The sequence below is a fragment of the Moraxella sp. CTOTU48717 genome, assembly GCF_032057165.1.
In the GTDB taxonomy this organism is placed as follows: domain Bacteria; phylum Pseudomonadota; class Gammaproteobacteria; order Pseudomonadales; family Moraxellaceae; genus Faucicola; species Faucicola tetraodonis.
The window spans coordinates 1-20,440 of sequence record NZ_DAMBBC010000027.1; the positions used below are offsets into that span (position 1 = coordinate 1).

The 20,440-nt window shown below is 40.8% G+C and carries 18 protein-coding genes and 1 pseudogene; 11 read left to right on the forward strand and 8 right to left on the reverse strand.

Annotation, left to right across the window (positions count from 1 at the left end; translation table 11 throughout):
- Window positions 1–112: 112 nt before the first annotated feature.
- A pseudogene (locus RT084_RS11575) lies at window positions 113–1,084 on the forward strand (IS481 family transposase).
- A 299-nt stretch (window positions 1,085–1,383) separates the two neighbouring features.
- On the opposite strand, the gene RT084_RS11580 reads toward RT084_RS11575, so the two are convergent.
- A complete protein-coding gene (locus tag RT084_RS11580) occupies window positions 1,384–2,814 on the reverse strand; it encodes a hypothetical protein (RefSeq protein ID WP_313100168.1) in 1,431 nt (476 codons plus the stop codon).
- Between the two features lie 744 nt (window positions 2,815–3,558).
- Between RT084_RS11580 and RT084_RS11585 the strand changes: the two genes are divergently transcribed.
- Together RT084_RS11585 and RT084_RS11590 are read left to right on the forward strand one after the other, a co-directional pair.
- Window positions 3,559–3,867, forward strand: a complete 309-nt coding sequence (locus RT084_RS11585) for a plasmid mobilization protein (RefSeq protein WP_060995158.1) — start codon at window positions 3,559–3,561, stop codon at window positions 3,865–3,867.
- Window positions 3,868–3,931: 64 nt separating this feature from the next.
- Complete coding sequence (locus RT084_RS11590; RefSeq protein WP_313100173.1) at window positions 3,932–5,791, forward strand: relaxase family protein; 1,860 nt, start codon at window positions 3,932–3,934, stop codon at window positions 5,789–5,791.
- Window positions 5,792–5,892: 101 nt separating this feature from the next.
- On the opposite strand, the gene RT084_RS11595 is transcribed toward RT084_RS11590, so the two are convergent.
- Window positions 5,893–6,132 carry a helix-turn-helix domain-containing protein gene (locus RT084_RS11595; protein WP_227523135.1) on the reverse strand — a complete coding sequence of 80 codons (240 nt, stop codon included), beginning with the start codon at window positions 6,130–6,132 and terminating at the stop codon, window positions 5,893–5,895.
- A 108-nt stretch (window positions 6,133–6,240) separates the two neighbouring features.
- Between RT084_RS11595 and RT084_RS11600 the strand changes: the two genes are divergently transcribed.
- From RT084_RS11600 to RT084_RS11620, 5 genes are all read left to right on the forward strand, one after another.
- Window positions 6,241–6,405: a hypothetical protein gene (locus tag RT084_RS11600; RefSeq protein ID WP_203172786.1), complete on the forward strand. Its 165-nt coding sequence runs from the start codon at window positions 6,241–6,243 to the stop codon at window positions 6,403–6,405.
- 21 nt (window positions 6,406–6,426) lie between these two features.
- Entirely contained in the window at window positions 6,427–7,170 is a 744-nt protein-coding gene (locus RT084_RS11605) for a hypothetical protein (RefSeq protein WP_313100176.1), read from the forward strand.
- A 17-nt stretch (window positions 7,171–7,187) separates the two neighbouring features.
- The gene (locus RT084_RS11610; RefSeq protein WP_203172784.1) at window positions 7,188–7,439 is read left to right on the forward strand and encodes an EexN family lipoprotein; all 252 of its coding nucleotides are present in this window, start codon (window positions 7,188–7,190) and stop codon (window positions 7,437–7,439) included.
- A gap of 500 nt (window positions 7,440–7,939) precedes the next feature.
- Complete coding sequence (locus RT084_RS11615) at window positions 7,940–8,110, forward strand: hypothetical protein (protein ID WP_313100179.1); 171 nt, start codon at window positions 7,940–7,942, stop codon at window positions 8,108–8,110.
- 212 nt (window positions 8,111–8,322) lie between these two features.
- Window positions 8,323–9,123, forward strand: a complete 801-nt coding sequence (locus RT084_RS11620; protein ID WP_144918766.1) for an alpha/beta fold hydrolase — start codon at window positions 8,323–8,325, stop codon at window positions 9,121–9,123.
- A 453-nt stretch (window positions 9,124–9,576) separates the two neighbouring features.
- Here the strand turns inward: RT084_RS11620 and RT084_RS11625 are convergent, their stop codons facing one another.
- The 6 genes from RT084_RS11625 to kdpF form a co-directional block, all read right to left on the reverse strand.
- A complete protein-coding gene (locus tag RT084_RS11625) occupies window positions 9,577–10,254 on the reverse strand; it encodes a response regulator (RefSeq protein WP_100271281.1) in 678 nt (225 codons plus the stop codon).
- An 11-nt stretch (window positions 10,255–10,265) separates the two neighbouring features.
- On the reverse strand, window positions 10,266–13,016 hold the full coding sequence (locus tag RT084_RS11630) for a DUF4118 domain-containing protein (protein ID WP_312386033.1): 2,751 nt from the start codon (window positions 13,014–13,016) through the stop codon (window positions 10,266–10,268).
- 23 nt (window positions 13,017–13,039) lie between these two features.
- Window positions 13,040–13,660 (reverse strand): potassium-transporting ATPase subunit KdpC, encoded by a 621-nt coding sequence (gene kdpC / locus RT084_RS11635; protein WP_312386034.1) that lies wholly within the window; start codon window positions 13,658–13,660, stop codon window positions 13,040–13,042.
- A 16-nt stretch (window positions 13,661–13,676) separates the two neighbouring features.
- Window positions 13,677–15,725 (reverse strand): potassium-transporting ATPase subunit KdpB, encoded by a 2,049-nt coding sequence (kdpB, locus tag RT084_RS11640; protein ID WP_312386038.1) that lies wholly within the window; start codon window positions 15,723–15,725, stop codon window positions 13,677–13,679.
- A gap of 115 nt (window positions 15,726–15,840) precedes the next feature.
- Entirely contained in the window at window positions 15,841–17,550 is a 1,710-nt protein-coding gene (gene kdpA, locus RT084_RS11645; RefSeq protein ID WP_312386035.1) for a potassium-transporting ATPase subunit KdpA, read from the reverse strand.
- Window positions 17,550–17,630 (reverse strand): K(+)-transporting ATPase subunit F, encoded by an 81-nt coding sequence (gene kdpF, locus RT084_RS12440; protein ID WP_072092986.1) that lies wholly within the window; start codon window positions 17,628–17,630, stop codon window positions 17,550–17,552. Before kdpF ends, kdpA begins: the two co-directional genes overlap by 1 nt.
- Window positions 17,631–18,150: 520 nt before the next feature.
- Between kdpF and RT084_RS11650 the strand changes: the two genes are divergently transcribed.
- The 3 genes from RT084_RS11650 to RT084_RS11660 all read left to right on the forward strand — a co-directional run bounded on the left by RT084_RS11650 (window position 18,151) and on the right by RT084_RS11660 (window position 20,437).
- A complete protein-coding gene (locus RT084_RS11650) occupies window positions 18,151–18,318 on the forward strand; it encodes a hypothetical protein (protein WP_239743874.1) in 168 nt (55 codons plus the stop codon).
- A gap of 6 nt (window positions 18,319–18,324) precedes the next feature.
- On the forward strand, window positions 18,325–19,293 hold the full coding sequence (locus RT084_RS11655) for a 5-methyltetrahydropteroyltriglutamate--homocysteine S-methyltransferase (protein WP_312386037.1): 969 nt from the start codon (window positions 18,325–18,327) through the stop codon (window positions 19,291–19,293).
- A gap of 325 nt (window positions 19,294–19,618) precedes the next feature.
- Complete coding sequence (locus RT084_RS11660; protein WP_313100187.1) at window positions 19,619–20,437, forward strand: acetoacetate decarboxylase family protein; 819 nt, start codon at window positions 19,619–19,621, stop codon at window positions 20,435–20,437.
- Window positions 20,438–20,440 lie beyond the last annotated feature (3 nt).

A 20,440-nucleotide genomic window follows, 5' to 3' on the forward strand; every position in this document is an offset into this window, starting at 1 on the left:
TATTACAACATCAGTGCACCGTTACTTAGCAAAATGGTCAGCCACTTCAAAATCTATGACACCCAAACCCACTGTATGATTCATAGACATCATTTCAATATAATCGGAGAGTATGAACAAAGAAATTCAACAAAGACTCGGATGGATTAAATTATTTGAAGACACGAATGATGCTGGTCTAGTTTGTCGTAGATGTGGTATTTCAAGACCAACGTTACGCAAGTGGTGGAAGCGATACTCTGAACAAGGTATTGAGGGTTTGGCAAGCCAAAGTAAGCGTCCGCTTAAATCACCTAATACCAAAGTTAATCAACACATTGAAGATTTATTATTACAAATGCGGTCTAGTAGAAATCTCTGAGCTAGACGTTTGCAAACGGAACTAATGAGGTTTCATCAAATATCCTTATCTTTGGCGACGATTCATAAAGTATTAACCAATCACCAAGTCAAACCGATTAAGAAATTTCGTCGTAAGGCAGATTACCTACGGTATGAACGCCCACTACCAGGAGATAGAGTCCAAATGAATACCTGTAAAATAGCATCTGGGCTTTATCAATACACCTCAATTGATGACTGTACTAGATATCGGGTACTTAGGCTCTATAACCGCCGTACGGCAGCCAATACGCTGGATTTTTTAGATTGTGTGATTGAGGAAATGCCATTTCCCATTCAAAGAGTACAAACCGATCGTGGACTTGAATTCTTTGCTGAAAAGGTTCAGAAGAAAATGATGGAGTATGGCATCAAATTTAGACCCAATAAACCAGGGTCGCCACATCTCAATGGTAAAGTTGAGCGTTCTCAAAAGACTGATAAAACTGAATTCTATGCAACCGTAGATATCACGTCCGAAAACCTTCAGGACCAATTGGCTGAATGGCAGCATTACTATAATTGGCTAAGACCACATTCAGCCTTGAAAGGAAAAACACCCATGGAGAGGTATTTTGAATTAAGCGAGGAAACGCCTTTTTCTGATGAGGTGCAAAACCAATATAACCCATCAGATGAACGTATTCAAAATGCCAATTATAAAGTGGATTTAGAGATGGCCAAATTGAAACGATCTCTATGAATCATACAATTTAAATTCGAGCCTTCAATTTACCAATCTCGCTTTCATCGCTTTGTTATTGAAAAGATTGTGAACAGGTTCTAAAAATTTTTATCGAATTGATCATGCCGAATTTAACATCACCCAATCACCCAATCGTATGGTTTAAAACTTTATCTTGTTTTTTATCAGTCGTGGTATGATCTTGTATTAAAAAACCTACTACCTTCATTACCACTGATATTATCTAATCCATTATCAACAAACCAACAAATTTAATCGCACACTTATATAACCCATTGACTGACCCATATCAATTATTAGTCTCGCCAACTACTAGTATCAAACATGGCTGCAAGTACAGGATTATCTCTGGCTTTAAGAGCTTTATCAAAGATATCTTCCTCTTTAACGGATGCCGCTTCACTTGCAGTAGCAGAATTAACTTTAGTATCGGGCATTGGCTTTATTGAAGTTGACGCAGGTGTTGAATTTGCAACATGTGATTGGGTAGGTTGATTAGCCATCTGATTTGTTGAGACAGATGACGTTGATTGACTTGTTTTATTATCTTCATCCCTCCAATTACTAATATCAAACAGGGCTTCAAGTTTAGGGTTTAGTTTTATAGCTTTATCGATCTTATCAAAGATATCTTCCTCTTTAACGGATGCCGTTTCACTTGCAGTAGCAGAATTAACTTTAGTATCGGGCATTGGCTTTATTGAAGTTGATGCGGGTGTTGAATTTGCAACATGTGATTGGGTAGATTGATTAGCCACCTGATTTGTTGAGACAGATGACGTTGGTTGACTGGATTTACTTGCCTTATCATCCTCATCTCTCCAGCTAATATTATCAAATAGCGCTTCAAGTGTAGGGTTATTTCTGGCTTGAGCAGCTTTATCAAAGATAGTTTCCTCTTTTAATAAAGGTTCATCAGCCATTTTGCCCACCTTAACATCAAGCACCTCTGGCTTGTCTTTACCTGCCATTGAACCAGCAACCGGTTGCACCGAAGGCGACGCGCTCTTTGATTGTAAAGCAGACGCATCAGATACCGACGTATCCACCTTATTATTTGGTGGTGGCGCTGACGATGATGTTGGTATCGAAGTTGAAACAATCGAATCAATCTGCTCAATTCTCGACACTGGCGTTTGATCAATTAACACATCAACTTTCGATGGTAGCGAAGACTGCGCCAACAACAACTCATCAAATGCCTCACTCAAACTTTTTTTAACAACCAACGCATCGACATCTGACTGAGGTTTTAACAACGCATCTTCACGTTGCCACTGAGCTTTTAACCGATCCACAAAACAGCCCACAAACAAATCGAGCACCTCACGGTACTGTACCTTATGATTCTCCACCTGCTGCACCACCACCTGACAACGCTTACGACTTTGAGAAGCACCTTTCACCGCATCAGACTGACTAAACTTCTTTAAATGCCTTGGATTAATATTAACGCCCAAACTCTTTAACACAAGCTTAGCACGATAACTATTAAACGCCCCATTAAAAATAGTCGGGCTATGCGGCAACTTAATAAACGCATCCACCACTCGATGAGACTTAAACGCATCGACATCATCAATCTGTAATACATCCATGAACTTAAACAAACACGACAAATCATTTAAACACTCAATAAAAAATAGCGCCGCCTCCGTCTTAGTAGTACGCATTTGATTAGCACGGGTTACCCCTTTACGAGGCACCGCATCATCTGTTGACATCATTTGTTATACTCCTTTTTAACACACCCTTAAACAGCGTTGACCAAATACGCTACTAACAATAAAATTAATAGCGATATTCACGTCACAAAAAACTAGATACTAACAAGACCAATAAAATATCAAAGACAGTGACTAAAAACTATCAGCAATCACACGAAATAGCATACCTATAAAAAGCCTAAACATTCAAATAAATTTAGTCATCGCTACTCACATTCATCAATCAGATAGCCAATCAACATAAAACTATATTAGCCATACTCTATAACCAATAGGCGATAACCGATTAACGATACTAATTGAAGACTGTTAATATCAAAAAACTAAAAAACTGGCTATCTATAATAATGAAGCACTACTAACGATTAACATTTAAATATTAGCAATGTCAAAGAATAAATATCAATAACATAATCATAGATATCTACAATTATTATAGAGCAACCAATAGAAAATAGTAAACTACTAGCGCCCTTATTTTATATACTAACATCTAATAAATTAGATATCAGCCATCAGAAAAATAGATAAAGACATTGGCTACACTTGCATATCCACCATGAAAATGTGATATTAAGCCAGTATACACATAGTACCCTTTTTTAGCTTTGCTAAAAATGGTACCATGTGAACTGGTTCAGGGGCGATGCCCCCGAAACCCCCGTTGCCCTGTTGTTGAGTTTAAGATAAGGCTGCGTGTGGTCATTTAGAAAGTTTAATAGGTTCAGTTAAAGGTGAGTGACGATGCCAAAAATTCTTGGAGATAAGCGTACCAAAGAGATCAAAATTCGTTTAACGGACAATGAGTTTGCTAAGCTGCAACAACGGCGCACTAAAAATTTAGCAGGTTGGCTTCGAGATTTAGCCCTGGGTGCCGTGCCTATTCGACAAGCCGATCCAGCATTGGTTCATCAGGTTGCTAGAATTGGTAGCAACTTAAATCAGATTGCTCGACATGCCAATACGGAAAAAAAATTGGATGCCAGTGTGTTGTCGGCATTAAATGACAGTAATCGGTTATTACAAGCATTGCTTGAGCAACATAAAAATTAAGGCAAGCGTTTTAGATTAAGCGGCTTAGCGTAAAGGTCTTAAAGTGAATGTCTTGGAGTGAAAGTTGATTTTTAAAATTTTTAATCGGGGTCGAAGTCGTGGTGAAGGGCCTATCAATTATTTGCTGGGTGAAAAATTTTTATCAGACGGCATCATTCGCGAGGGCGCAACGGTATTAAGTGGGGATGCTTATCTTAGCCAAGAACTCATTAACAGTAGTAACTTTGCCAAACGCTATACCGCTGGGGTGTTGTCATTTGAAGAGCGACCTGATCAAGTGACAGCGGAAGTTAAACAACAAATCATGCAAGACTTTGAGCGGGTTATGTTTCCAGGTATGCAACCGGATCGTTATTATATCCTTTGGGTTGAACATACCGATAAAGCACATCCTCAAACTAAAGCACCAAGGCTTGAGTTGAATTTTTTAATCGCGACCACCGAGCTTTATACGGGTAAACGATTACAGCCGTATTATCATGTGCAAGATGCCAAGTATTTTCGTGCCTGGCAAACATTGGCCAATGCGCGATTTGAATTTACCGATCCTGATGACCCAGTTCATTTTCGTCACACCAATTTATTTGAGAGTAACCAAAGCCCGAAAAAAAACCATGAGAAAATTAAGACCCGTATTGCGACCTACCTTGAAAAAAAATTGGCAGCGGGAATGATTAATCATCGAGATGATGTGATTGCCGAGCTTGAACAGATGGGTGATGAACAGATTAAAGTCACCCGGCGCTCAGAAAAATTTATCAGTGTGGTGAGTAAAGATAGTCAAAAACCGATTCGTTTAAAAGGCTTTTTGTTTGAAAAAGATTTTTCTTATCAAGACTATCTTCTACGGTTACAAAACAACCCTGATGATCACGCGCTGCATAAAAAGATAGAAACGATTGCATCCAAACAGCAACGGGTCGATCAAGCACGTGAGACATTTAATCATATTTATGCACATAAGCGCGAGCTTAATATAAAAAAATACCAGATACCAGCAGAGGAGTTAGCGTGGGTAGATCAGCATTATTGTCCGTATGATAGAGCTCACCATGACAATAATGGGATTAATCATCCGTTTAAAAATGATTTGGAAAATACGCGAGCTAATAAAATGGAAGCCACGGTTCAGGTTGATATGTCACCCAAGGCTACCGATACATTATCTTACGAACCCACGTTAGAAGAAATGGCATTAGCAAACGCTAAACGAAAAGCAAAACAAAAGGAAGAGGAAAAACTAAAATTGCAGCGTCAGTTAGAAGACGAGCGTTTGCAGGCGTATATGCAGCAGCAACAAGAACGGCAGCGACGACAAGCGGTGGAAGCAAGGCGCTTGATGCCGATTTATGGTGAGATAAAAAATGCCCTGCGTTATTGTTATTCTATTAATAAGTATGGTTATGAGTTAGGTTTAAAGCCGTTAAAAGATTTGATTGAGAACAATTTTATGAAGACGCTTGCGCAGCGAGAAAGTGATTTCTTCGATACGGTGCGGTTAAGTGTTGGCCGCTTCGCCAGTACCTTTCATGTGACCCGCGACGGACGGGTGGGGGTAGATTTTAGTCTTTATAGCAATATTAACCAATTCAAGTATTTTTATAGTAGCGATTTATTTGAGATAAAAGCGGATAGGTTGTATGTTAAACAGACAGATACCTATTATGAGTTGTCTAAATTTAAGCGTGAAGAAAGGGCGCTAATAGAGGAGAGTATCGCAAACAGCCAACAAAATAAATTGGCTGTGTGGTCTAACCCTGAGGGTCTTGAGGATGCGTTAATTACTTATCAGGCAGATTTAAAAACACTGCCAGGTCATAATTTGGATCATGATAGATTCGATAAAAAAGATACAAGTGACTCACGTTTAGATAATGATACTTCGTCAACTCCGAGATGGGATGATGAGGGACCGGGTTTCTAAATAGGGTCTCATTCAAGAATAGGGATAATGAAACTTACCCTGTGTTTAATTGAGTGTTTGGCTGAAACAATGTTTGCCTTACTAATAATTATATATGACCATTAAGTGGGTGGGGGAAACTCGTCTTCTTGAAATAATGTTACCACAGAAACTTGTAGCGCTTCACTGATTTGATAAATTTTAGTTAGGGTAAGGTTGAATTCACCGCGTTCAATTTTCCCCATATAACTACGATCAATCTGGGCCAAGAGTGCAAGCTTCTCTTGAGAGATGCCTTTTTGCTTTCGAATGGTACGAATACGTTTACCAAATGCCACAATCTGCGGATGTTTACTAGTCACAAATGTCATCTCAAAAGTTGACATTTTTAACAACAGGTGTCTATAATTCCACGGCATATATACCGTATTTAAGGTATGCTGAATTAAATTTAGGGTTAGGAGTTATTGATGTCATTAAAGTTAGTCTTAAGTGTCTTGGCAAGTGCATGTATTACGGTTGCTTGCCAAAATAAACAGCCGGAGCAAACTAGCAATACCACAGCGGCAAGCGCCAATCTTGAGACACCCGATCCTAAATTCTCAGCCGCGGTAGCACAAACGACAGCCTCGTAGACGTTAACAAACCAACCCGCTTTGTCAGTTACATCAGCAAAGACGTTAGATTTAAGCCATGTACATGATATTAATCAAGATAGTGACTTAAGCTACCTAACTCCCTTATTTATCGCCCAAACCCCGCGGCAAATGATGGAGGAAGAAAAGCTAAGTCTCATATCTACAGAGTATGACAATGAAGCTGATACGTTTAAAAAACGTGAATTAGCCGTACAGCTGTTGCCAAAGGTGAGTCAACAGATTAAAACGTACCAAGGTACCTATCTTGCTAAAGTACCCATTATTAACGATCAAAAAATAGCTGATCAGTTTTTAAAACAACAAAATGACAAAAATTTATCGCCATTGTCAGTCAATGTGTTTGGTATTGATACAACAAGACCTTATGACTTTACCACTAAGACATTTGCCATGTCATGTGAGATGGATAAATTTCTTAGCCATGGTAAATATGGGGGGCTAGGGCCATTCTTCGGTAATAAACAGTCTATTCAATTGAATTTTCTACGGCATATTAATGACTCGACCCAATATATTGTGGCACCACCCCAAGAAAAATGTGAGTTGTTGGTTGACGATGAAGCCGTGGCTAAAAAAATTGAAGCAGCTCGTATCAATAATACATTGGGCGGCAGAGGTGAGCTATACGTACAAATTACCGCTGATGAAAATCAATTAAAAGCCAAGCCGCTACAAGCTACCGTTTCCTATCTTGATACGCAGACGAATGAAACATTGGCTACCAAAACCTTTCATTGGTAGAAAATAAAGGGGACATTATGAAACTGAGCAATATGATTTTAATAGGCGCTGTAGTATCAGCATTGACAGGCTGCCAAGATCAGCCAAGAAGCAGCGAGTATTATCGGGCGAATCTTGAACAAGCTCAAAAAGACGAGCAAAAATGCCAACAAATGCGAGCATCCGGCAAGGAGCCAAATGCGGTATTAGCAAAAAATTGTCGCATTGCTCATGATATATTATTACGTCGGGCGAATGCAGGTGTAGCAGCGGCTATTAAAAATAGCTAATATCTGCCTAAAGGATAGTACAGAATTCAGAGAAAATAGGGCAGCAGGTTCATTTGTTTGCTGCTAAATATTTGAGATTTAATCATTTTAACAAACATTCATTAGTATGATATTGATGCGATTATTTTAAACTATCATATAAAATTATCAGTCGCTGATTTTATTATTTTAATTTCTAAAGAAATCGCTTAACATAGATTATGGTTCAAATTCTGTGTTGACCGATTAAAAGTATATATCGGCAATCGTGAGAGTAAGGTTGTGGTAGCAACTGTTATGATTGCCTTTGATTACTAGGTGGATGTTGCAGTCTAGCAAAATATATGACAATCCCTTGATGAAAAACAGGGTTTAGATGAATATAGCTATAAAGAATTTGGCTACCGTTTAAACAAGATTATCTAACAATAGGTTGGGCATCTTAAAAATCCAATGTTAGAACAAATTAAAGAATGTTGAGGCAGTAAGGTAAGCCTTAGAACAGCGTAAGGGAAATCAACATGAAACAGCAACTGAAAATTATAGTACCGAACAATAATAAATATACTCGACATCTTAAATTAACTGAGAAACAAGAACAAGAATTGATAGTTTACAACAAAGCAGGGGCAGAGTACTTCAAGAAAGCATTTCAACATCGAGCTAAAAAAACCAATCATGTAAAAGACTAAACGCTCATGCAAGTGCTAAGCATCTATATCCCTTGATAGGATGCGTTTGAATTTTAATATTTAACATAATCAAAGATGGACGATGTTAAATTGAATTAAGTTCTAAGTCTAAAATGTTCATAAAAACATTCAAAAATTTGTTTATTTCCTTTATTTGTGTTTGTATGGTCAGTACATAAAAACTTTAACCTATTCAATCAATTAGGAAAATTATGGCAACGACTTTTCATATAGCAGGTGTCAACGGTAGTATTGACGGCAATGGCGAACAAACTTTGGTGATGATACATGGTTGGCCCGATACCCAAGCACTGTGGCAAAACCAAGTGGCTTTCTTTAAAAATGACTATCGTTGCGTCACCTTTACGCTGCCTCTATTTGATGAGCCACAGGCTCGCCCCAAGGTGTTTTCATTAGAAGACATCATTGATACCATTCGTCAAGTGATTGACTATGTCAGCCCTGACAAGCCGGTGATATTGATGGTACATGATTGGGGTGCTATTTATGGCTATCAATATGTGGTACGTTATCCAAAGAAAGTCAGCCGCTTAATTGGCATTGATGTGGGTGATGCCTATAGTGAAGAGTTTAATGCTAGTTTAACGGTTAAAGATAAGCTGGTGATTGCAGGCTATCAGCTGCCATTAGTGATTGGTTTTCGTTTAAGTGGTAGCATTGGTAATAAAATAGCCAGAACAGTAGGCAAAGTCCTAGGAGCACCTGCGGCATCTCAGACGATCCATGCGAATATGGGCTACCCTTATTATGTGGCGTGGACAAAGGCAAAGGGCGGTTTTAAAAACTTACAATCGATTAACTTTACCTGTCCTTACCTTTTCGTCTATGGCACACAAAAACCTACCATGTTTCACTCTGAAGCTTGGCTTGTTAAAATCACGCAGCAACCTAACAATCAGGTGAGCGGGTTTAAGACCTCACATTGGGTTACTGTCGATAAGCCCACACTGTTTAACCATACAGTATTAACATGGCTGCAACGACTTGACTGATGTATGCTGAAGAAAACGGAGGAGTTTATAAGGTTATTTTTCATTAGAATACTTGTTTTTGTTGAAAAATAGAACCGCTAATTATATGTCAGCGGTTTTTTCATATTAGAAATTTCTAAGTACTAATTCATGGGTGCTTATTGGAATAGCTTTTTAATAAGTCGTCAAACATACATATTGTAATTTTATGATAAAGTAAACAATTATCAATATTCTAAAAAGTGTTCGTTTTTTAGACAGATGAGATTTAATTAAAAATGTTGCAAAAAATCCCTTAAAGTATTATTTTTCGGTTTTCTGTGCTAACCTCATTATAAACTTACGTAGTAATCCCATCAATTAAATATCAAAAAAATGTATTCAATATTATATGTGATCCGAATTCTATGCTGATCCTTATCACGCAATATGCTAAGGCTTACACAAAAATTTTTGCAATCTCAATTGTTAAATTTACATTTTAAGCCGATAGCCAACGCCAACCTCTGTTAAGAAATGCTTAGGTCGTGAAGGATTGTCTTCAAGCTTTTGTCGCAAATTTGACATAAAAATTCGCACATAATGCCCTTGGTCTTGGTGCCCTTTACCCCACACTTCATCAAGGATTTGCTCATGGGTGAGGACACGCTGAGAATTGCGAATCAGTACTGTGAGTAAGCGATATTCAATGGGCGTTAAATGCACAACCTCACCATTTTTACTCACCTCACGTTGACTAGTATCAATACAAATATCACCCATTTGAACGATAGCATCACTGTCTTGGTTATTCTGGTAACGACGCAGCAACGCATTCACCCGCGCTAACAACTCACCCATACTAAAGGGCTTTGTTAGATAATCATCCGCTCCGTAATTAAGCGCTTGTATCTTATCTTGCTCATTACTACGTGCGGATAAGACGATAATGGGCAGTTTTGACCAAGTACGGATATCATTGATAATCTCAAGTCCATCACTGTCTGGCAAGCCTAAATCAAGAATAATTAAATCAGGGCGACGTGTTGCCGCTTCGATAAGGCCTCGTTGCCCAGTTTCTGCGGTATAAACGACCCATGCTTCGTCTTCTAATACTTTTTTAATAAAACGGGCAATATGGGGCTCATCTTCAATGATTAAAATCGTTTTCATAGGTTCGTTATCTAGGTCGGTAAATTCTCATAATCTGAGGGTGAATTAATCGAAATATGCGATTGATTATGTAATTGGCTAGCAAACTGTCGTTGTTCGATTTGGCTAGGTTGAGGTAGTTCTATGGTAAAACATGCCCCATGCGGTACCACATTGGTGACGCTCAGCGTGCCCCCCAAACTTTTTACCAGTTCACGACTTAAGGCTAAACCCAGCCCTAAACCGGTTACTGTGCTTTCTGGATTACCACGAGTAAAGCGTTCAAAAATCTTAGTTTGCATCTCAATGGGTACACCATCACCGGCATCAATAACATTAATTTTAAAATCATTTTGGCTGTCTGATAGTGCTTGAATATGAATGGGTGACCCTAACGGTGAGTAATTAATGGCATTGGTGAGTAAATTATTAAGAATTCTTGCCAATAATAATTCATCGGTATAGATAAATTGTAGGGCGTCTGGAATATCCACAATGATATCTCGAGTGCCAAGAGCAAACTCTAATTGAGTTAATATTCCACCAATCAATTCTTCAAGGCTAATCCATTGTTTATTAACGCTTATACCGCCTGATTGCAGTGACGCATAATCTAAAATATTGACCACCAAACGTCCAATGGCCCTACTTTGCTGTTGGATATCTAATGCTAGTTGATGCTGTTCTTGCTCAGTTTGTGTTAGTTGCAATAAACTTTCAGCGAGCGTGGATAATACCGCAAGCGGTGTGCGAATATCATGGGACAATGCCGATAACAGCGTTCCTCGCAGCTGCTCTGATTTTACTTGAATCACCGCTTCTTGAGCAACTTTTGCCAAATAAATTCGCTCCAATGCCAAGGCAATTTGGGCAACTGCCACATCTAAAAAACGCTGTTGTTCAGGCTGATTAAAATAACTGGTATCTTTGGGCAAGACGGCAATTACCCCTAATACTTGCCCTGAAGCTGCCAGTGGACGGTATTGCATTTTGTTCGCCGTAAGCGTGTTGGTGCCAAATCCTGCAAGCTGATTATGGTCATATACCCACTGCGTCACTGCCCAATCAAATTCTGACGGTACGGCGGTATCACTCACCAAGTTTAACCGACCTTGATTGTTGGGCGTGACAACTAATGCATAACTGGCTAAATGTTGTAATAACCACAGCGTCGCATGGTCAGCAATCTGTTCAGTTTTACGTGCCGCACTTAAGCCTTGGCTTAATTCACTTATCGATTTGGCTTGCAGCTCACGACGACGAGCGGATTGGGCTTGAAACCGTAACCCAACCGCTAAGTTATTAATTAATAAAGAGACGACAATCAACACCCCAAAGGTCAATAGATATTGTACATCGCTTACCGAAAAAGAAAATTTTGGCTCAACAAAGAAAAAATCAAAGCTTAATACGCTAACGATAACCGCAAAAATCCCAGGAAAACGACCGAAACGTACCGAAACAAACACGATTATCAGTAAGTACAGCATTAAAACATTAGCTAAATCCAGCCATTGGGTGAGTTTAGCAAGTGAGGCAGTGACCAACGTACAACCCACGGTTGCGACCAGATAGCCCCTTACGTTATGGTTTGCCCATAACTCTTGATAATTCGGCGTTTTGCTAATGAGAGAAGCTGATGTATTCGGGGTGGTGTCAGCCACTTGATTAACTATGATTAAGTCAAGCTTGGTGTCTTGTTTACCGATTTGCTCGATCAAAGAATTTCGCCAACACCCCAATTTGGGTCGTTGTTGTCCAATAACAATGCGTCCAATATTAAACTGATGGGCATAGCTCGTCAGTCCTTCAGCAACACTATTGGCGGTAATAATCTGGGTCGTTGCCCCCATGTCTTCCGCTAAACGTAGGGCATCTAAGATTTTTTGCTTATTTTTGGAAAGGTTAGATGGGGTTTCCACATGGGTCACATACCATTTGGTATGCAAGCTACCCCCAAGTCTAGCAGCATGGCGAATCAGGCGTTCATTATTACCAGTACTACTTAAGCCGACTAATAGTTGGTCTGTGGTGTTCCATATTGGTGAAATCCGTGCCTGTTTACGATAATTGCGCATATCGGTATCAACACGGTCAGCAGTACGACGCAGTGCCAATTCACGCAAGGCTATCAGATTGCCTTTGCGAAAAAAGTTTTTTACTGCATTTTTGGCTTGATTGGGCAAATATACCTTGCCTTCCTCTAACCGTGTTAATAGTTCATCGGCAGGCAAATCGACCAACACCACTTCATTGGCAGCATCAAAAAACCAATCCGGTAGTGTCTCTCGCACCGCTATGCCGGTGATTTGATTGACCACATCATTAACACTTTCTAAATGCTGTACATTTAAAGTAGTATAAACATTGATGCCTGCATTGATTAGCTCTTCCACATCTTGCCATCGCTTAGGATGACGGGAAGTCGGCACATTGCTATGGGCCAGTTCATCAACCAACAGAATATCTGGGTGAATCGCTAAAGCGGCATCGATATCAAATTCTTTAAGGGTTTGTCCTCGATAGTCAATTTGCTTGAGTGGTAAAATCGTTAAGCCTTCGAGCAATGCAGCGGTTTCGCTACGTCCATGCGTTTCCACAATGCCGACAAGTACGTTAAAGCCCTGAGCTTGGGCTTGTCGTGCTACCATCAGCATATCGTAAGTTTTACCCACACCTGCTGATGAGCCAAAGAAAATCTTGAGCTTGCCTCGGGTCGTGGTCAACGTCTCTGCCTCAATTTGATTGAGCAGCTCATCAGGGTTGGGGCGGTTATCAGTCATGCCTTACTCTTACGCTTACTTTATTATTGTGACTTAGCCAGTTTATCTAAAGCCACGTTGACTGCCAAGACATTGACAACCGGCTCACCTAAAACGCCAAATAGTGGGGCTTGGGTATTATCACTAATGGCTTTTTTAACCGTATCTACGCTAATGCCTCGTTGTTTGGCAATACGACCCACTTGCCATTCAGCAGCTGCAGGTGAGATATGGGGGTCAAGACCACTGGCAGAGGCAGTCACCAAATCAAGCGGTATTGGGGCGGTATTGGTGGGGTCGCTTGCTTTTAATTTGCTAACGGCGGCTTGCACATTTTTCGCCAGCTCAGGGTTTAGAGGACCTAAGTTACTGCCCGTTGAAGCTTTAGCATCGTATTTCGCCGCTGACGGGCGTCCCCACAGATATTTAGGGTCATCAAAGTTTTGCCCAATTAGGCGTGAGCCAATCGTTTTACCTTGGCTATCTTTATATAGACTACCATTGGCTTGCGTTGGCATCATCAGTTGCGAGACAGCGGTCATCCCCAACGGATACAGCACCCCTAGAATCATGCTTAAGATGATAAACAACAGCAATGCCGGTTTTAGCATGGCAAATTGAATGGCAGATTGGTTATTATTATCGGTATAGATTGTCGTATTCATCGTATTTCCCCTCAGGTTACGCCAAATGCAAGGTGTTTAAAATCACATCAATCACTTTAATCCCAATAAATGGCAGTATTAATCCACCTAAGCCGTAAATTAACAGGTTGGTGCGTAGCAACGTCGCTGCTTTGGCAGCACGGTATTTCACGCCTTTTAACGCCAGTGGAATCAACGCAATGATGATTAACGCATTAAAGATGACGGCAGATAAAATGGCACTGGTTGGGCTGCCTAAATGCATGATATCTAACACTTTTAACGCAGGGTAAGTGCTGGCAAAGGCAGCAGGAATAATGGCAAAATATTTTGCCACGTCGTTAGCAAGGCTAAAAGTCGTTAAAGCACCACGGGTCATTAGCATCTGTTTGCCGGTTTGCACCACTTCAATGAGTTTGGTGGGGTTGGAATCTAAGTCCACCATATTCGCCGCTTCTTTTGCCGCTTGGGTACCACTGTTCATGGCAACAGCCACATCGGCTTGTGCCAAGGCAGGGGCATCATTAGTACCGTCACCAGTCATGGCAACCAGTTTACCTTGCTCTTGGTAACTACGAATACGAGCCAGTTTTTGCTCTGGGGTGGCTTCTGCCATAAAATCATCAACGCCTGCTTCTGCGGCAATCGCAGCGGCGGTTAAGGGATTGTCTCCAGTAATCATCACAGTACTAATGCCCATGCTACGCAGTTCAGCAAATCGCTCTTTAATGCCTGTTTTTACAATGTCTTTTAGCTCAACCACACCCAGTACTTTTTTACCATCGGCAATGACCAGTGGCGTACTACCACGGCGAGCGACTTCTTCGACTTGGTGTTTAATGTTGTCTGACATGATGCCACCTGCCTGTTCAACCCAGCGGGCAATGGCATCAAAGGCACCCTTACGGATTTGTCTGCCGTCCATATCGGTACCACTCATCCGAGTTTGGGCAGTAAATTCAATCGCTTCGTAAGGCCGAGTTTTAAAATTAGCATCAGTCAAATTAAACTGCTGTTCCGCCAGTTTAACAATACTGCGTCCTTCTGGGGTTTCATCGGCCAGTGACGCAAGCATCGCTGTTTCTGCCAATTCACTGGCAGTAATACCTTGTGCTGCCACAAACTGCGACGCTTGGCGATTCCCGTAAGTAATGGTGCCTGTTTTATCGAGCATTAACACATCGACATCGCCTGCGGCTTCGACCGCACGCCCTGAGGTGGCAATCACATTGGCTTGCATCATACGGCTCATCCCAGCGACGCCAATGGCTGATAACAAACCGCCAATCGTGGTCGGGATTAAACAAACCAACAATGCCACCAAAATCACCAGCGACGTTGGAATACCTTGACCTGACGCTTTGACGGCAAATTGTGAAAAAGGCAGTAACGTGACGCACACCATTAAAAAGATAAGCGTCAATGCCACCAATAAAATGGTTAACGCAATCTCATTGGGCGTTTTACTGCGTTTTGCCCCTTCGACGAGTGAAATCATACGGTCTAAAAAGCCTTGTCCAGCCGCTTGGGTAATACGAATGATGAGCCAATCTGACAATACCCGAGTCCCACCCGTCACCGCATTAAAGTCGCCACCGCTTTCGCGAATCACAGGGGCTGACTCTCCCGTAATCGCTGATTCATCCACCGAGGCTAAGCCTTCAATCACTTCACCATCGGCAGGAATCACTTCACCGGCTTCCACCAATACGATATCGTCTTTATCCAATTCTGTGGCAAGCACGGTCATGGTGGCAGTACGGTCTTCGATATTAAGGAGTTTACGGGCTTTGACGTCTTGACGAGCCTGTTTAAGGCTAGCGGCTTGCGCTTTGCTACGTCCTTCTGCCAAGGCTTCGGCAAAATTGGCAAACAAAATCGTAAACCATAGCCAAAGGGTTACGCTCAAATCAAAGCCAAACTCTGAGCGATGTTCGGGGGAAATTAATGCTTGAATCGTTAGTAACGTGGTTAAAATACTGCCCACATACACCACAAACATCACCGGGTTACGCCACTGTACTTTAGGGTTTAGTTTAGCAAACGTTTCTTTTAACGCAGGTTTGACCAATTCAGGGGCAAACATGCTTTGTGGTGTTTTTTTATGATGAGGTTCATTCGGCTGATGGTTTGTATTTATGGGCTGATTAGGACTAATAGTTTGTGTCATGATAAATTCCTTTAATTTGAGTCTGCGACGGCTACTGGTGCATCCAGATTTGCTCAATAATTGGGCCGAGTGCTAACGCTGGGATAAAAGTCAAAGCCCCAACCAATAACACCGTGCCGATAAGTAGCCCAACAAATAGTGGTGTAGTGGTTGGTAGCGTACCGTTATTGACAGGTAATCGTGGTTTTTTCGCCAGTGAACCTGCCAATGCCAGTACGGGTAAAATAACCCCAAACCGACCTACCAGCATGGCAATCCCCAACATCACATTATAAAAAGGAGTATTGGCACCCAGTCCTGCAAAGGCAGAACCATTGTTGTTTGCCGCCGAACTAAACGCATATAAAATCTCACTAAAGCCATGAGCAGATGGGTTAAATACCCCGGCTTGACCTGCCTCCGTCATCACACTAATCGCTGTACCGATGAGTACTGTCAACGGTGCAGCAAGCAGTCCTAATACCACCATTTTCATCTCATACGGTTCGATTTTTTTGCCCAAATATTCAGGGGTACGACCAATCATCAGTCCTGACACAAACACGGCTAAGATTGCAAACAACAACATGCCATAGAGACCGGCACCGACACCGCCGAATACCACTTCACCTAGCTGCATTTGGAGCATGGGAGCCAGACCGCCCATGGGGGTAAATGAGTCATGCATGGCATTGACGGCACCACACGACGCCGCCGTGGTAATAGTCGCAAACAGGGAAGACGCGACGATGCCAAAACGGGTTTCTTTACCTTCCATATTGCCGCTCATATCAGGCGACACCAGACCACTGACTTGGTTAGCCAACCAAGGGTTGCCTGCCAATTCACTGCTGACAGTGAGCCAATACATGCCTAAAAACAACAGCGTCATCGCCGACAAAATCACAATACCTTGACGCAGATTGCCACTGATTTTTCCTAAGCAGAAACATAACGCTGTTGGAATTAAGAAAATGGCGAGCATCTCAATAAAGTTAGAAAGTGCAGTAGGATTTTCAAACGGATGTGCTGAATTGGCATTAAAAAAACCGCCACCATTCGTGCCTAACATTTTAATCGCTTCTTGCGAGGCAACAGGTCCTAGGGCAATATTTTGGACTGCCCCTTGTAATGTGCTGACACTGACAGTTGATGATAAGGTTTGAATCACCCCTTGGCTTACTAATAACAACGTAATAACGATGGCAATGGGCAACAAAATATACAGATTGCTTCGCCACAAATCGACCCACGCATTGCCAATACCTTGGGCGTTTTTACGGGTTAACCCACGTATTAACGCGAACGCCACCGCAATCCCGGTTGCTCCTGATAAAAAGTTTTGCAATGACATACCTAGCATTTGGGTCAGGTAGCTCATGGTAGATTCACCACCATAGCTTTGCCAGTTGGTATTGGTCATAAAGCTGACAGCAGTGTTAAACGCTGAATGCCAAGTGGGTGCGGAAAATTTTTCTGGATTGAGCGGTAAAATGCCTTGTAGCAATTGCAACCCGAATAATGCCACTAAACCAATGATATTAAATAGCAAAATTGCTATGGCGTACTGTTTCCAGTTCATCTCACCACTGAGTTTGCCGTGATTGTCCACGCCTAACATCCCAAAACGGGAAAACCAGCGTTGTTCATTGGCAGATAAAGGGGCTTGCATCCGCTTCACCATAAATCCTGCTAACGGATAGGCAAGCATAAATAATACCCCAAGGTATAAAAGGACTTGAATGAAGGCAGAGGAAGTCATTAAAACTCCTCCGTTTTGATAAGGACGTACACCAGATAGATAAATAACCCGAGTGCCATCAACCCTGCTAACGCTTGCATAGCCAACTCCTTGATAGATTAAGCATAAAATTTGTCAATGCTTATTATTACCAAGAAGCTTGTAAATTTGCCGTTAATTGTTAAAGTGCAGATATAAAGAAAGTGTAAAGATAGGGTTTTTAGTTTGCAGATTAGTCTTTACAATTTAATAAGCTTTACCTTATAAATTTTAAGTCAATTCAACTCAACACTTAATAATATTGAAAATGGAGTAAGCAAATAATTGATTTTAAAAATATTATTTTAACATAACAAGTATTGGGCAAGTTGAGTTTGAAGATGAATCAGTTAACAATAGTGCTGTCGTAATAGGATAAAATATACATTCCTTGAATGTAAAACAAGTCAGTGACTACGCTAAGTGAAACTGCACGAAGGCTTAAAATGTATTACCAAACCCACAGTTTAGTAGTCAAAATATTAAACGCAATTCATTTTACCTTGAAAAATCAGCGTTTGTCTCATTAGCTAAAAACTCTTATAGTGACGCTTCAAGTTTTTTAACAAAAGCGAATCAACTATGAGCCAAATATTTGCGCAGGCAACCCCACGAACCCAAGCGCCATACCGTAACGATGTAGTAGGGTCGTTTTTACGCACTGACGCGCTAAAAAATGCCAAAACCGAATTGCAAACTGGCAAAATCAACCAAGCGGCATTTGACAAAATCCTAAAAGACGAAATCTAAAATCTTGTGAATCTACAAAAACGCCATGGACTGCACGCCGTGACCGATGGTGAATTGAGCCGCGTGTGGTGGCATTTAGATTTTTTAGCAGGACTAAATGGCATTGAGATGATTAGCCTTGAAAAATTTCCTGTTGCGTTTAAGGGTGCGAAACCTAAGGGTAACACCATTGCCATTGTGGGTAAAATCGACTTTAGTGACGACCATCCCTTTGTCAACGCCTATCAACTTTTAAAAGATTGTGCGGGTAATTACCCAACAAAATTCACCATCCCATCACCCAGTATGCTGCACTTATTGGCTTGTATACGTGATGAAAATTACCAGCCGATTGACCTTTACCAAGAAGAAAGCCAGCTATTTGATGACATTGCTAACGCATACATTAAAGCGTTAAACAAATTTTATGCGTTAGGTCTACGTAATTTACAACTTGATGACACAAGTTGGGGGCAGTTTTGCTCGCTCGATAAACGAGCGGAATTTGAGGCTCGTGGTATTGATTTGGATAAAGTTGCTAAAAATTATGTGACGGTACTCAATCGTATTGTAGATGCCAAACCTGACGATATGCAAATTACCATGCATATTTGTCGTGGTAATTTTCGTTCAACTTGGTTCTCTGAAGGCGGTTATGCGCCTATTGCTGAGGTGTTGTTTGGTACCTGCAGAGTAGATGGTTTTTTCTTGGAATATGATAGTGAACGCGCGGGAGATTTTGCACCGTTACAACATATCAAAAATCAGCAAGTTGTACTAGGTCTAGTCACGTCAAAAACAGGCGAATTGGAAGATAAAAACGTTATTATTGAGCGGATTAAAGAAGCAGCCCAGTTTGTAGATATTAACCAGTTATGTATAAGCCCCCAATGTGGTTTTGCCTCAACCGAAGAAGGTAATATTTTGACTGAAGAAGCTCAATGGGCAAAACTCGATTTAATTAAAGAGATTGCCGATGAGGTATGGGGTAACTAGTGACCTCTGCTGTCAACAATGGAGAAAAAAACTTGGTAGATTGATGTTATTTTATTTTATTTGACTTTGACGATGGATTCAGCTTTGAATGTTTAACTGTATTCTGTTCTTAGTCACGATAAACTTCTGTTTAGTATTCTAGGTTACCAAATATTTTCTTCCGTTTTTTTCAGCATGCATCAATCAGATTTAGTTATGCCTACCAAACTTTAAATTAATTGAGTAGAACGCATTGCTTTACACAACAATACTTTATACTTTCCTATTGTCATGTTTAAATAAAACCGCTTAAAAACAATCTGATAATAAAAAAGGTACTTAACCTATGATAATGAATAAAAACGTGAATAATAAATGGCATGCTGACCCATTTTTTCAACAAGCCACCCACACAAGACAGATGTCTCAAGGTCAAGCTCAGCTGCCGATTAAGTACTTTGATGCGTCAAGCCTGATTGCTTTTTTTATGGTGGATTATGACAAAGCAGTCAGTGTATTGGACAATCCAACGTTAAAGGTGGCTAAGCTTATAGGCAATAAAGCGTTATTTAGTCTAGCTTTCTATGATTATCGTGAATTAACTGATGGCGAGCCTTATCACGAAGTTGCATCAAGTATGCTTGTCTATCCTGCAGACCAAGACACACCTGCTCATCCATTGATGGAAATGACATTACCACCAGATCGACGCAATACCGGTATGTGGATTTGTGATTTACCGGTAACCACTGAAGCTGCGTGTCGTGCAGGTAAAGAATTATGGGGCTACCCGAAATTCGTCACCGATATTGATTTTAATTTAAACGATAAGGATTTTAGTAGTTCTGTCAAACATCCAGAGAATCCTCAAACATCCATCTTGTCATTATCAGGTACGATTGGCGTCTCAGTTACCGCACCTTGGGCAGACTTAGTTTTATATTCAATGTTAAATGATGCGTTAATAAGGGCAACCGCAGATACACGGACATTAAATGGCGCTAAAATTGCCACTAAAGGCGATCTTAAGCTAAGTGTTGATTTAACAAACAGTCACCCCATGGCACAAAGACTCAATAACCTTGATTTAAATGGTGCGACGCCTTTTTCAGTCACCTTTACTGATAGCTTGCAATTGCGTTTAAATGAAGGCGTCATTTTTTGATTG